Here is a 13,234-nt window from a genome sequence, read left to right as displayed (position 1 = left end):
TAACCGGCAAACAATTGCCGGCATGATTAAGGATCGGTATGCGCGAGCGGGCGAGCGTGGCGCAACGCTACCAGCGCACGAAAAACCGTCCGCCGAGCGCGCCAAGCAATGCGAGCGCTGCAATGGCTATCGTGTACCAGGTGGCGACGAAAAGCGGCGAATCGTCGAAGCAGTGGGCGGCATAGAAGGTTGCCGCCAGCCCGCCGGCGAGCAGGCCTGCCACCGCACCGGCAAGCACCGGCCGTGTCGGCGCCCCGTAGCGCAGCATCCACAGGAAGATGGCAAGCGGACCGAGGCCGATCAGCGGGATGAAAGCCATGCAGATCATCATGTTGGAGCCGACCATTTTGGTTCCCCACAGCGCCTCCGGCACCATGAAAAGCTCCAGAACCACCGCCACGGCTACCAGCACTGGCGCCGCAGCCATCCCAACCATCGCCCGGCCCGTCGACGCACCCGGTGTCGACAAGGCGCGGATCAGGGCGAAGGCGCTGACGGCAAGCACGATGGTGAAAACGAATTTGGAAAGGAAGCGCATCGTGTGCGCGGCCGCCATGAAATCCGGGCGTGGGCCGATGGTCAGCAGGAAAACGACGGCCGCGATCACCGCTGCCGCACCGGCGGCCAGCCACCAGGCCGATTGCAGCGGCATCGCCTTGCTGGTTGCATCGGCGTCCAGCGCCTTGATGAGATCGTCCGTTCTCATGTCATTCCCGCCCGAACCGCCCCTGCCCGAATCGCTTGGCTATCGCGGCAAGTCCGCGATGCAGCGACACCCGCACCGCCGTCTCACTGATGCCGAACTTTGCCGCCGTCTCGCCGATGGACCGCCCTTCCACCGACACGGCCGAGACCACGGAGCGCTGAGCCGGCGACAGACCGTCCAATGCACGGTTGATGTCGCGCTCGCTGACGGTCTCGGTTTCCGGCTCGGCGAACGTCTCGGCGATATCGTCGACGTCGATCTCGATGCGCCGTCCGCGCCGCCTGAACGCATCGATCAGCTTGAAGCGGGCAATCGCATAGACCCACGGCAACACCGGCGCATCCTGACGCCAGGTATGCCGTTTCACATGAATGGCCAGCAAGGTTTCCTGCACGACATCCTCGGGATCGACCCCGCCCTGCACGATCTTGCGCCTGGCAAAACCGCGAACCAGCGCGGCAATCCGGTGCAGAAAGTCGGCGTAAGCCCTTTCATCTCCCGCGATCGCGGCCCGCATCAGCCGGGAAAGTTCGGCCTCGTCCTTGCCGCTCACAAGAGTTCACTCCCCGATTTTCGCGTCTCGGCGCTGATTTGTTACGTGGCCGGCGAAATAATGTCCAAGCCAAACTGTCGGCAAATCACGAAAGTTTGCGGCACCGCCGAACCGTGAGCATCACGCGGAATTGTCCGTTCGGCACCGACCTTTGCACGTCAGCGACCGATTGAAGCACATCAACAATGTTGACTATAGCTGTCATGTATGGATAGGTGCAGCCGTGACAGACCCAGGACCCCCGAAATCGAGGACAATGCCATGAAATACGCTCTTTCCACCCTCGCCGGCGCCGCCGCGCTGGCAATCAGCCTCATCGCCGGTCCGGCAAAGGCGGAAGAGGATGGCATCATTGTCTACAACGCCCAGCACGAAAGCCTGACCAAGGCGTGGGCCGAAGGCTTCACCAAGGAAACAGGCATCAAGGTCACCGTGCGCAATGGCGGCGACAGCGATTTCTCCAACCAGATCGTCGCCGAGGGCGCTGCTTCGCCCGCAGACGTCTTCCTGACCGAAAACTCACCGGCCATGGCGCTGGTCGAAAGCGCCGGCCTGTTCGCGCCGGTCGACGCGGACACGCTGGCGCAGGTTCCCCAGGACTATCAGCCGGCCAGCGGCAAATGGGTCGGCGTTGCCGCGCGCAGCACGGTCTTTGCCTATAACAAGACCAAGCTGACTGCCGACCAGTTGCCCAAGTCGATGCTGGACCTCGCCGATCCGAGCTGGAAAGGCCGTTGGGCCGCCTCCCCCTCGGGCGCCGATTTCCAGGCCATCGTCAGCGCCCTGCTCCAGCTCAAAGGTGAAGCCGCTACCGCCGACTGGCTGAAGGCGATGAAAACCAATTTCACCGCCTACAAGGGCAACAGCACGGTGATGAAGGCGGTCAATGCCGGCGAGATCGAAGGCGGCGTGATCTATCACTATTACTATTTCGGCGATCAGGCCAAGACCGGCGAAAACAGCAAGAATGTCGCGCTGCACTATTTCAAGAACCAGGATCCGGGCGCCTTCGTCTCGATCTCCGGCGGCGGTGTGCTGGCTTCGAGCAAGCATCCGAAGGAAGCCCAGGCGTTCCTGAAATGGCTGACAGGCAAAGGCGGTCAGGACGTGCTGAAAACCGGCGATTCCTTCGAGTACGCGGTCGGCAAGGGTGCGGACTCCAACCCGAAGCTGGTGCCGCTCGCCGATCTGCAGGCGCCGAAGGTCGATGCCACGACGCTGAACTCCAAGAAGGTCACCGATCTGATGACGGCAGCCGGCTTGCTTTAGTTGCCATTCGTCCTAAAAGGACACCCGACCACGCTCCCGCGGGAATTCGCCTTCCGCGGGAGTGATTTTGTTTTTCGAGATGGCATTCGTCGATGACGACACGCTGTGTTCCCGACCGCGATCGCGGTCTTTCAATTGCTGCCGCTGGACGGCAACGGCACGGCGTCTGACCTGATGCAGTCCGCGGTCGATCTCGCGCATTCGGGCCTGCCTTCGGGCACAGGCCGAAGGGCTCGGCGACGCGCACCGCTTTGGCTGGTCCTCGCCGCCATCTTCGTTGCGCTGCTGGCGCTGGTGCCGCTTGCCTTCATCATCTGGATCGCGGTGCAGACCGGCTGGGAAACAGTCTCGGCACTGGTCTTCCGGCCGCGTGTCGGCGAGCTTCTGGTCAACACTGTCCTGCTGGTCGCGCTCTCGGTGCCGATCACCATCGTGCTGTCGGTTTCGCTGGCCTGGTTGACCGAGCGCAGCGACCTGCCGGGCGCCCGGCTCTGGGCCTGGCTGTGCGTGGCGCCGCTCGCCATCCCGGCTTTTGTGCACAGCTATGCCTGGGTCACCATGGTGCCGGGACTGCACGGCCTGTGGGCCGGCGTGCTGGTTTCCGTGATCGCCTATTTCCCGTTCCTGTATCTGCCGGTGTCGGCGGCGTTGCGCCGTCTCGATCCCGCCCTGGAAGACGCCGCCGCCGCACTCGGCCTGGGGCCCCGGCGCGTGTTCTGGCGGGTCGTGCTGCCGCAATTGCGGCTCGCCATCTGCGGCGGCTCGCTGCTGGTCGGCCTGCATCTGCTGGCCGAGTACGGCCTCTATGTCTTCATCCGCTTCGACACCTTCACCACGGCGATCGTCGACCAGTTCCAGTCGACCTTCAATGGACCGGCCGCCAACATGCTGGCCGGCGTGCTGGTCAGCTGCTGCTTCGTGCTGCTCGGCCTCGAAGTGCTGGTGCGCGGCGAGGAGCGCTATGCCCGTGTCGGCTCCGGCGCGGCGCGCCATCAGCAACGCACAAGCCTCGGACGCGCCACCCTGCCTAGCCTGCTCTTGCTTGTCGTCATCACGCTTTTGGCGCTCGGCGTGCCGTTCGTCACCATTGGCGGCTGGCTTGCCGCCGGCGGCGCCGCTGTCTGGCGCTTGGACGAGATCGGCCTGGCGCTTGGCCAGACGCTGTTCCTGGCGCTCGCCGGCGCGTTGCTCGCCACCGTCGCCGCCATGCCGATGGCCTGGATCTCGATCCGCGCGCCGGGGCCATTGCAGCGTCTTCTGGAGGGCTGCAACTACATCGTCGGCTCGCTGCCCGGGGTCGTCATCGCACTGGCGCTGGTCACCATCACCGTACGCATCGCGCTGCCGCTCTACCAGACCTTGTTCACCATCCTGGTTGCCTATGCGCTGATGTTCCTGCCGCGCGCGCTGGTCAGCCTGCGGGCATCGATCGCGCAGGCGCCGGTCGAACTCGAACGCGCCGCTTCCAGCCTCGGCCGGCCGCCGCTGCAGGCGCTGTGGTCGACGACGATCCGCCTGTCGGCGCCGGGTGCCGCGGCCGGCATGGCCCTGGTGGCGCTCGGCATCATGAACGAACTGACCGCCACCCAGATGCTGGCACCGAACGGCACCCGCACGCTGGCGATGGCTTTCTGGTCCTACAGTGGCGAGATTGATTATGCCTCGGCGGCACCCTACGCCTTCATCATGGTGGTGATGTCGCTGCCCTTGACCTGGCTGCTCTATGTCCAGTCGAAACGGATGGCCGGACGATGAGCTTTCTCGAAATCAGCGGCCTGCACAAGCAATACGGCCCGGTGGCGGCCCTTGCCGGCGTCGACCTCAGCGTCGCCAGCGGCAGCCGCACGGCGATCGTCGGTCCTTCCGGTTGCGGCAAGACGACCCTGCTGCGGCTGATTGCCGGCTTCGAGGCTCCGGACCAGGGCCACATCACGCTCGACGGTGCCATATTGGCCAACGGCGGCGCTGCGGTGCCGGCATATCGCCGAGGCATCGGTGTGGTGGCGCAGGATGGTGCCCTGTTTCCGCATCTGACCATTGGCGACAATATCGGTTTCGGCATGGGCCGCGGCGAGGACAAGCGCGCTGAGCGCATCGTCGAGCTCGCCTATATCGTCGGGCTCGACAAGGCGATCCTCAAACGCCGCCCGCACGAGCTTTCCGGCGGCCAGCAGCAGCGTGTGGCGCTGGCCCGGGCCATGGCGATGAAGCCCAGGCTGATGCTTCTCGACGAGCCGTTCTCGGCGCTCGATACCGGCCTGCGCGCCTCGATGCGCAAGGCGGTGGCCGAACTTCTGGAGGCCGCCGGCATCACCACCATCCTGGTGACGCACGACCAGGCCGAAGCGCTGTCCTTCGCCAGCCAGGTCGCGGTGATGCGCGACGGCAAGTTCTCGCAAATCGGCACGCCGCGCGAGCTCTATCTCAAGCCGAAGGACAGGATGATCGCCGAATTCCTCGGCGACGCCATCATCCTGCCGGCCAAGATATCAAATGGCTTCGCCAACTCGCCGCTCGGCCGCATCGCGGTCGACACCCATGACAGCCGCGATATCGCCCGCATCATGCTTCGCCCGGAGCAGATCGCGCTGAAGAGAACGTCGCGCGAGGGTATGTCCGGCACCTCGGACATGCTGTTCGGCGAGGTGACGGAATCCGAATTCGCCGGCTCGATGTGCACGGTCGCGGTGCGGCTCTTGAACAATGCCGATCCGCCCGATGCGGCAGCGATCGGCAACACGCCGCTGGTCCTGCGCAAACCGGGCATGGACGCGCCGGCGGTCGGCGAGATCGTCCGGCTGACTGTATCGGGAAAGGCGCATGTCTTCGCCTGAACGCCGCGTGGGTGGAGCGTAGGCATATCTTTCTGATTAGCCGACGCGCTTTCCGGCCTGATCGAACCAGTGCAGCTTTTCTGCCTTGGCAACCACGCGCAATTGGTTGCCAACCGTGGCGGTGGCGCGACCCGCGACCCGCACGACGATCCTGCTGCCACCTGCAGCGCAGTGAAGGAAACTTTCGGCGCCTACCGGTTCGACTGCCTCGACCAGCGCCGGCAGGATGAGCGCGCCGGACGGTGCCTCGGACCCGAAGGTGACGTCGGCATCCTCGGGGCGGAAGCCGAGCGTGACGGCGTTCGCAGGCGCAAATTCAATCGTCTTGCCATCAGCCAGCGCCGGACCAGCCGGCCCTTGCGAAAGGGGCAGGAGATTCATCGGCGGCGCGCCAATGAAGGAAGCGACGAAGGTCGAGGCCGGCCTTTCGTAGACGTCGAGCGGCGCCCCCATTTGTTCGACCAGTCCGGCATTCATGACGACGAGGATGTCGGCCAACGTCATCGCCTCGAGCTGGTCATGTGTGACATAGACCGACGTGACGCCAAGCGAGCGCTGCAGGTTCTTTATCTCGACGCGCATCTGGCCACGCAATTTGGCATCGAGATTGGAAAGCGGCTCGTCGAAAAGGAAAACCCTCGGATTGCGCACAATGGCACGACCCATGGCGACACGCTGGCGCTGGCCGCCGGAAAGCTCGCGCGGGCGGCGGTCGAGCAGCGCCGAAAGTTCCAGTATTTTCGCCGTCGCGCGGACCCGGCTGTCGATCTCATCTTTCGGCGTGCCGCGGTTGCGCAGCCCATAGGCCATGTTGTCGTAGACTTTCATATGCGGATAGAGCGCGTAGTTCTGGAACACCATGGCGATGTCACGCTCGGTCGGACCGGTTGAATTTACGATCTTGCCGTCGATCGCAACTGTTCCCGAGGAGATGGTTTCAAGCCCGGCGATCATTCTGAGCAGCGTGGACTTGCCGCAACCCGACGGGCCGACCAGCACGCAAAGCTCCTTGTCGGGAACCGCGATTGAAACGCCCTTCACGGCCTCGAAACCGCTGGGGTAGACCTTCTTCACATCCTTCAGATCGACGGTCGCCATCAGCTTCTCACTTTTCGGAATCGACCAGGCCGCGAACGAACCAGCGTTGCATCAGCACCACGACCAGGATCGGCGGCACGATGGCCAGCATCGCTGTAACCATGACCAGGTGCCATTGCGTATCGGCATCGGCGAAGGAGACCATCTTTCTGAGCGCGATGACGATCGTGTTCATGTTGCTGCTGTTGGTGACGAGCAACGGCCACAGATACTGTGTCCAGCCATAAATGAAGAGGATGACGAACAGCGCCGCGATATTTGTCCGCGACAGCGGCAACAGGATATCGAAGAAGAAGCGCCACGGCCCCGCACCGTCGACCCGCGCCGCCTCAACCAATTCGCCAGGAATCGTCATGAAGAACTGGCGGAACAGCAGCGTGGCGGTGGCCGAGGCGATCAGCGGGATGATCAGGCCCGCATAAGTGTCGATCATGCCGAGATCGACCATCACCTTGTAGGTTGGCAGGATGCGCACCTCGACGGGGAGCATCAGGGTGATGAAGATCAGCCAGAAGAAGGTCATGCGCAGCGGAAAGCGGAAGAACACGATCGCATAGGCAGACAGGATCGAGATGAATATCTTTCCCACCGCGATGCCGAGCGCCATGATCGTCGTGTTGAGCAGCAGCCTGCCGACGCTGACGCCGCCGATGCGGCCGACACCGCCGAACAATGCCTCGCTGTAATTGTTCCAGAACTGATCGCCGGGCAGGAGCGGCAATGGCGGCCTGAGGATCGTTTGCAGCGTCTGCGTCGAGGCAACGAACGTGTAGTAGATCGGGAAGGCGACGATCAATATGCCGAGGATCAGCATGGCGTGGGCGATGACGGTGCGGAGCGGTGACTGGCCGATCATCGCTCGCCCTCAGCCGTAATGGACTTTGCGTTCCACATAGCGGAACTGGATGGCGGTGAGCGAGATGACGATGATCATCAGGATGACCGACTGCGCCGCCGAGTCACCGAGGATCAGATTGACGAAGCCGTCATTGTAGACCTTGTAGACCAGCGTCTCAGTCGTCTTGCCCGGACCGCCCCCGGTGACGGCATGGACGATGCCGAACGTGTCGAACAGGGCATAGACGGTGTTGACGACCAGCAGGAAGAAGGTCGTCGGCGCAAGCAGCGGGAAGACGATGGTCCAGAATCGCTTGGTCTCGCCGGCGCCGTCCATGGCCGCCGCCTCGATCAAGGCTTTCGGCACCGCCTGCAGGCCGGCGACGAAGAACAGGAAATTGTAGCTGATCTGCTTCCAGGCAGCGGCGGACACCAGCAGGATCATGGCGTGGGTGCCATTGAGCAGTGGATCCCAGGCGATGCCGAAACTCCTCAGCATGTAGGCCAGCGACCCGATCGAAGGGTTGAAGAGGAATAGCCACAGCATACCGGCAATCGCCGGCGCCACCGCGTAGGGCCAGATCAAGAGCGTGCGGTAGAGACCTTTGCCGCGCACCACCTTCTCTGCCATGACCGCCAGCAGGAGCGCCACGCACATGGCGACGATAGCGGTCGCAAGGGAAAACACCACCGTGACCTTGATCGAGTTCAGGTAGGCCGGATCGGCAAGCACTTTCCTGAAATTGGCGAACCAGACGAACTTGGTCCTCAGCCCGAACGGATCCTGCCTGAGCATGGATTGGTAGAACGCCTGACCGGCCGGCCAGTAGAAAAAAACGAGCGTGATGGCCAGTTGCGGCGCCACAAGCAGGTAGGGAAGGACCTTGTTGGGGAACACGACGCGAGGGGTCACGGAGCCACTCCGAGGTGATGAGGCGGGGGGCACCATGCGGCACCCCTCTCCGCCAAGATGGCTTTGATGAGCGTTTCGGACTGGGCATCATCGACCATTGGCGAAATCGCAAGGCACGGCAAAACTCCCCTCACGAGGGGAGATGCCCGGCGGGACAGATGGGTGCGCCGTAGAGCAAGGACCTGCGCTCGCTCTAATTCCCCAGCGCTTCCTTGATCGCGGCATTGCCACGCGTAACCGCATTGTCGAGCGCCTGCTGCGCGGTCTGCTGGCCGGCGAGCATCTTCTCGAACTCCTCGTTCTGGATATCGCGCACCTGCGGCAGATTCGGCAGACGTACGCCCTTGGAATTGTCGGTCGGCGTCTTACCCGTCATCTGCAGGATCGGGGTCTCGCGGCCGACATTCTTGTCATAGAAACCGGACTTCTTGGTCGCTTCATAAGCCGCCAGCGTTACCGGCAGATAACCCGACTTCTGGTGCAGGTATTCTTGCACCTCGGTCTTCGACAGGTAGGCGAAGAAGGCCGCGACGCCCTTGTATTCCTCATCGGATTTGTCCGCGAAAACCCACAGGCTGGCGCCACCCGGCGTCGTGTTCTGCGGCGCACCCTTGGCGTCGCTGTCATACGGCAATTGGCCAATGCCGTAATTCATGCCGGACTTGACGATATCGCCAAGTCCGCCGGACGATTCGGTCATGATCCCGCATTCGCCCGCAAGGAAGATCTGCTTGGCTTCGGAGGTGCGGCCGCCATATTTGAAGGTGCCGTCCTTGGCGAGGTCCGCCAGCGCCTGGAAATGGTTGACGAAAATCGGCGCGTTGATCTTGAGCTCGACATCGCCGCCGGCCAGACCGTTCTGCTGGGTGGCCCATGACACGTCATTCCAGGCCGCGAAATTCTCCAGATGTATCCAGGTCAGCCAGGTCGAGGTGTAGCCGCAGGCGGCCGCGCCGCTCGCCTTGATCTTCTTGGCGTCTTCCCACACTTCATTCCAGGTCTTGGGTGGGCTATCGACGTCGAGACCAGCCTTCTTGAAGATATCCTTGTTGTAATAAAGGATCGGCGAGGAGGAGTTGTAGGGGAAGGAGAGCATGGTGCCGTCCGGCTTCGAATAATAGCCGACTATGCCTGGCAGATACTGGCTCTTGTCGAAGGTCATTCCAGCGCTGGTCAACACATCGGCTGCGGGCTTGATGGCACCTTCGGCCGCCATCATCACGCCGGTGCCGACGTCGAACACCTGGATGATGTCTGGCGCCTGGCCCGCGCGGTAGGCGGCAATGCCGGCATTCAGCGTCTCGGGATACGTGCCTTTGAACACCGGAACGAGCTCATAGTCGCTCTGGCTGGCATTGAAATCTTTGGAGATCTTGTCGACGACTTCGGCATTGGCGCCAGTCATGGCGTGCCACCAACTGATCTGCGTGACGGCAAAAGCGGAGGTTGAGGAAAGCGTCATAAAGGTAGCGGCAACACCGGCCGCGAAGCCGAAGGACTTCATGTTTCATCTCCCGTTTGTCATTGGCGAAAGGGGGCACTCCCGCGAAGGCAATATGTGTCGCTCATGACAATCAGACAACGGTTTTGTTGCAGATCGACGAACTTCACCCTTTACCTGACGCAACGCTCGTCTCCGCTTGGAGGCATGGGAAGCGATGCGGTTAGCCGGCTTAGCGCGACGACAAGCGCGCCAGGAACCACCGTCGGGACCGTCAAGCTGGCTTTCGGCGTGTCAGCCCTGATTGCAGCCGCAGCAACCCGAAGAGACACGCCAAGGTTGCAGCCGACTTTATCGATCCCTCAACGGCAACGCGCTACTCAATCCTGCTGCCCTGTTTATTTCCAAAGCTCAGGTGAAATAAATGCTGACGGTCTACAATTGTATCGTCAACGAACATGATCTGAGACTGGTCGCACTCGCCGCGTTGATCTGCGGAATTTCCTGCTTCTCTGCTGTCAACCTGCTTCAGCACATAAGCCGTTCCACAGATCGGAACCGGCTTGCCTGGCTGATGATCGCGGCCACTTCGACCGGCTTTGGCATCTGGGCAACGCACTTCATCGCCATGCTCGCATTCACACCGGGCATACCCAGTGCCTATGATCCGGCACTCTCCGTGCTTTCGCTCGCTGCTTCGGTCACTTTGACGGCAGCCGGCATGTGGATCGCCACCTTGCGGGATGAGTTCGACTATCATCTCGTCGGCGGCGCCGTGCTGGGCGGCGGTATCGCAGCCATGCACTACATCGGCATGGCGGCGTTCGAGGTTCAGGGCCGTATCGAGTGGAACCTGTTGCTTGTCGCCGTTTCCCTGCTGGCCGGCGTAACGCTCGCGGCGCTGGCGCTGCGTGTCGTGCAGCGCCGCCCCTCCTTGAAGGCGACATCCGGCGGCGCGGTGCTGCTGACGCTGGCGATCTGCACCCTGCATTTCATCGGGATGGGTGCCGTCTCGATCTTCCCCGATCCCTCGATCGTCATATCCGAATACACGATCGAGCCGACCTCGCAGGCTTTCGCGGCCGCCGCCGCCACACTGGTGATCCTGGTTCTGTCGGCATCGGCGCTGTGGATCGATTTGCGCTTCCGTCGCCAGAAGCTCGAGGTCGACCGCATGCACGGCCTGGCCAATGCCGCCGTGGAGGGGCTGATCGTCTGCGACGGCAACCGCATCATCAGTGCCAATGACAGCATTGCGGCACTGACGGGCAAAGCAACAGCGACCCTGAACGGAATGCAGCTTGGCGATCTCTTCGGATCCGATATCTCGGGCTTCGGCGAACAGCCGCAGGAGGCCGAATTGAGCGGTCGCGATGGCACGAGCATTCCTGTCGAGCTGATCGCCAGGAGCATCGACTACTGTGGCAAACCGCACAACGTGGTCGCGGTCCGCGACATTCGCGAGCGCAAGAAGGCGGAACAGGAGATCCTGCGGCTTGCCCATTTCGATCCATTGACCGGACTGGCCAATCGCCGCAGCTTTTCCGGCCGGCTGGAGACGGAAATCGCTGCGATGGTCCGGACCAGGAAAGGCGGCCAGCTTGCGCTTCTGCTGCTTGATCTCGACCGGTTCAAGGAGGTCAACGACCTGTATGGGCACGGCGCAGGCGACGCCATGCTGCAGAAGGTTGCGCAGTGCGCGACCGGTATCCTTCGTCCAGGGCAGATGGTGGCGCGGCTGGGCGGCGATGAGTTCGCCATCATCGCGCCGAACCTGGCCGACCCGTTGGAGGCGGGCCGTATCGCCAACGCGGTGCTGACCGCCATGCGCGAGGAAAACCGGCTCTCGGTCGGCGGCGGCCTTGTGTCGGCAAGCATCGGCATTGCGCTGTATCCGTCGGATGCCGAAAACCAGGCCAGCCTGATAAGCCACGCCGATACGGCACTCTACCGGGCCAAGACCGAAGGCAAGGACACTTACCGTTATTTCGAAGCATCGATGGGGGCCGAGGCCCGCGACAAGCGCGTCATGGAGCACGAACTGCGCCAGGCGGTCGCACGCCAGGAGTTCTATCTCGTCTACCAGCCGCAGAAAGAGATCAGCAGCGGAAAGATGGTCGGCTTCGAAGCGTTGGTCCGCTGGCGGCATCCGACTCGCGGCGACGTGTCGCCGGCCATATTCATCCCGGTGGCCGAAGACAGCGGCGCCATTGGCCAGATTGGCGAATGGGTGCTGACGGCTGCCTGCGAGGAAGCCGCCCGCTGGGAAAATCCGCTGACAGTGGCCGTCAACGTTTCGGCGGTGCAGCTCCACAACACGAATTTCAGCCGCAAGGTCCACGAAACATTGCTGAATTCCGGCCTGGCGCCCGGCAGGCTCGAGCTTGAGATCACCGAGACGGCGCTTGTCAAGGACATGCCGCGGGCGCTGGCCACCTTGCGGCAGGTCAAGGCGCTGGGCGTGCGCGTGGCCATGGACGATTTTGGAACCGGCTATTCCTCGCTCTCCAACCTCCGCGCCTTCCCCTTCGACAAGATCAAGATCGATGGCTCCTTCATCAAGTCGGTCGACAAGAACGGCCAGGTCGCGGCGATCGTGCGCGCCGTCCTGGGACTTGGACGTGGTCTCGGCCTGCCGGTTCTGGCGGAGGGGGTCGAGACGCTCGGCGAACTGAAATTCCTGGACGCCGAAGCCTGCGAGATCGGCCAGGGCTATTATATCGGCAGGCCAGCTCTCATCGAAGAATTCGGCGAGCTGACCGGTGTCGTCGCACCCGCTGTCGGCAGCAAACCCGCTACCTTGCGCGACAGAAGCGTTCTGGCCTTCGCACCGGCACCTGCGCTAGCCACACGCTAGACTAGAGGCTCTCGGGCTTGAGTGCCGTCTCGACCAGCCGCCTGGCGTCCGGCCCCGACCATTCGGCCGGGCCGTTCATATGGGCGATCAGGCAGCCCTCGCCGTCGACCAGCATGGTGACAGGAAGGCCTAGCGCCAGGCCGCGCTTCTTGAGGTCGTTGAACAGCGCCATCGTCGAATCCCGGTAATAGCCAAGCGTCGCGACGCCGGTATCGCTGAGGAACTTCTTCGGCTTCACATCGTCGCCGGCATCGACATTGACGGCGATCACTTGAAAGGCGTCGCTGCCCTTTTCCTTCTGCAGCGCATCGAGCGCCGGCATTTCGGCACGGCACGGGGCGCACCATGTCGCCCACAGATTGAGCAGCACCGTCTTGCCGGCATGATCGGCAATCGTCATCGGCTTGCCGTCCGGACCGTTGAAGGCAAGGCTCTTCAGGGATTGTGGCGGATCGGCCGGCAAAAGTGCCGCGACCTCACCGGTGGCCGAAGCCGCGACCTTCTTGGCGCGGTCGCTCTTGGCCGCGCAGGCCACGTCGTCCTTGCTCTCACCCACGGCAGCTTGTGCCGGTGCATTGTTGCCAGACCGGCTCTCGCTGACATATACCGCGACCGCGCCCGCCAGCGCGCCCGCCACCAAGGCGGCGAGGATCAGGCGCGGGGCCGGGAAGAATCTACTACCGTCTGCCATTTTCTCAAAACTGCTCCGAAGCACGGGTTATAGCC

General features: G+C 62.9%; 11 protein-coding genes. 4 read left to right on the top strand and 7 right to left on the bottom strand.

The features are described 5' to 3' along the window. Positions 1-67: 67 nt before the first annotated feature. Together EOC83_RS19980 and EOC83_RS19975 are read right to left on the bottom strand one after the other, a co-directional pair. Positions 68-706 carry an NrsF family protein gene (locus EOC83_RS19980; protein ID WP_013529421.1) on the bottom strand — a complete coding sequence of 213 codons (639 nt, stop codon included), beginning with the start codon at positions 704-706 and terminating at the stop codon, positions 68-70. 1 nt (position 707) lies between these two features. After that, positions 708-1,259, bottom strand: a complete 552-nt coding sequence (locus EOC83_RS19975) for a sigma-70 family RNA polymerase sigma factor (protein ID WP_013529420.1) — start codon at positions 1,257-1,259, stop codon at positions 708-710. Positions 1,260-1,520: 261 nt separating this feature from the next. Between EOC83_RS19975 and EOC83_RS19970 the strand changes: the two genes are divergently transcribed. From EOC83_RS19970 to EOC83_RS19960, 3 genes are all read left to right on the top strand, one after another. Next, positions 1,521-2,528, top strand: coding sequence for an iron ABC transporter substrate-binding protein (locus EOC83_RS19970; RefSeq protein WP_013529419.1), 1,008 nt, complete (start codon positions 1,521-1,523; stop codon positions 2,526-2,528). Positions 2,529-2,702: 174 nt separating this feature from the next. Further along, a complete protein-coding gene (locus EOC83_RS19965; protein WP_063170345.1) occupies positions 2,703-4,283 on the top strand; it encodes an iron ABC transporter permease in 1,581 nt (526 codons plus the stop codon). Further along, positions 4,280-5,362, top strand: coding sequence for an ABC transporter ATP-binding protein (locus tag EOC83_RS19960; protein ID WP_013529417.1), 1,083 nt, complete (start codon positions 4,280-4,282; stop codon positions 5,360-5,362). The genes EOC83_RS19965 and EOC83_RS19960 overlap by 4 nt, the downstream gene beginning before the upstream one ends. A gap of 36 nt (positions 5,363-5,398) precedes the next feature. On the opposite strand, the gene EOC83_RS19955 is transcribed toward EOC83_RS19960, so the two are convergent. The 4 genes from EOC83_RS19955 to ugpB form a co-directional block, all read right to left on the bottom strand. Next, positions 5,399-6,460 carry a sn-glycerol-3-phosphate import ATP-binding protein UgpC gene (locus EOC83_RS19955; RefSeq protein WP_024503776.1) on the bottom strand — a complete coding sequence of 354 codons (1,062 nt, stop codon included), beginning with the start codon at positions 6,458-6,460 and terminating at the stop codon, positions 5,399-5,401. A 7-nt stretch (positions 6,461-6,467) separates the two neighbouring features. Further along, positions 6,468-7,316: a sn-glycerol-3-phosphate ABC transporter permease UgpE gene (gene ugpE / locus EOC83_RS19950; RefSeq protein WP_013529415.1), complete on the bottom strand. Its 849-nt coding sequence runs from the start codon at positions 7,314-7,316 to the stop codon at positions 6,468-6,470. Positions 7,317-7,325: 9 nt separating this feature from the next. Next, positions 7,326-8,246 (bottom strand): sn-glycerol-3-phosphate ABC transporter permease UgpA, encoded by a 921-nt coding sequence (gene ugpA / locus EOC83_RS19945; RefSeq protein ID WP_050580468.1) that lies wholly within the window; start codon positions 8,244-8,246, stop codon positions 7,326-7,328. A gap of 157 nt (positions 8,247-8,403) precedes the next feature. Then, positions 8,404-9,714 (bottom strand): sn-glycerol-3-phosphate ABC transporter substrate-binding protein UgpB, encoded by a 1,311-nt coding sequence (ugpB, locus tag EOC83_RS19940; RefSeq protein ID WP_013529413.1) that lies wholly within the window; start codon positions 9,712-9,714, stop codon positions 8,404-8,406. A 361-nt stretch (positions 9,715-10,075) separates the two neighbouring features. Here ugpB and EOC83_RS19935 point away from each other — a divergent pair, with 361 nt between their 5' ends. Beyond that, positions 10,076-12,508, top strand: coding sequence for an EAL domain-containing protein (locus tag EOC83_RS19935; protein ID WP_063169084.1), 2,433 nt, complete (start codon positions 10,076-10,078; stop codon positions 12,506-12,508). Between the two features lies 1 nt (position 12,509). Here the strand turns inward: EOC83_RS19935 and EOC83_RS19930 are convergent, their stop codons facing one another. Then, positions 12,510-13,199 carry a TlpA disulfide reductase family protein gene (locus EOC83_RS19930; RefSeq protein WP_063169085.1) on the bottom strand — a complete coding sequence of 230 codons (690 nt, stop codon included), beginning with the start codon at positions 13,197-13,199 and terminating at the stop codon, positions 12,510-12,512. Positions 13,200-13,234: the final 35 nt, after the last annotated feature.

The sequence above is a fragment of the Mesorhizobium sp. Primo-A genome, from assembly GCF_003997175.1.
GTDB lineage: Bacteria > Pseudomonadota > Alphaproteobacteria > Rhizobiales > Rhizobiaceae > Mesorhizobium > Mesorhizobium ciceri.
Note: the sequence above shows the minus strand (reverse complement) of the source record. Positions and strands in the feature narration are given on the sequence as shown.

Excerpts from the sequence above, each read along its gene's own strand:
- EOC83_RS19965 (WP_063170345.1), top strand. The coding sequence starts at position 2,703 with ATGCAGTCCGCGGTCGATCTCGCGCATTCGGGCCTGCCTTCGGGCACA.
- ugpB (WP_013529413.1), bottom strand. The coding sequence starts at position 9,714 with ATGAAGTCCTTCGGCTTCGCGGCCGGTGTTGCCGCTACCTTTATGACG.
- EOC83_RS19960 (WP_013529417.1), top strand. The coding sequence starts at position 4,280 with ATGAGCTTTCTCGAAATCAGCGGCCTGCACAAGCAATACGGCCCGGTG.
- ugpE (WP_013529415.1), bottom strand. The coding sequence starts at position 7,316 with ATGATCGGCCAGTCACCGCTCCGCACCGTCATCGCCCACGCCATGCTG.
- EOC83_RS19970 (WP_013529419.1), top strand. The coding sequence starts at position 1,521 with ATGAAATACGCTCTTTCCACCCTCGCCGGCGCCGCCGCGCTGGCAATC.
- EOC83_RS19935 (WP_063169084.1), top strand. The coding sequence starts at position 10,076 with ATGCTGACGGTCTACAATTGTATCGTCAACGAACATGATCTGAGACTG.
- EOC83_RS19980 (WP_013529421.1), bottom strand. The coding sequence starts at position 706 with ATGAGAACGGACGATCTCATCAAGGCGCTGGACGCCGATGCAACCAGC.
- EOC83_RS19955 (WP_024503776.1), bottom strand. The coding sequence starts at position 6,460 with ATGGCGACCGTCGATCTGAAGGATGTGAAGAAGGTCTACCCCAGCGGT.
- ugpA (WP_050580468.1), bottom strand. The coding sequence starts at position 8,246 with ATGGTGCCCCCCGCCTCATCACCTCGGAGTGGCTCCGTGACCCCTCGC.
- EOC83_RS19930 (WP_063169085.1), bottom strand. The coding sequence starts at position 13,199 with ATGGCAGACGGTAGTAGATTCTTCCCGGCCCCGCGCCTGATCCTCGCC.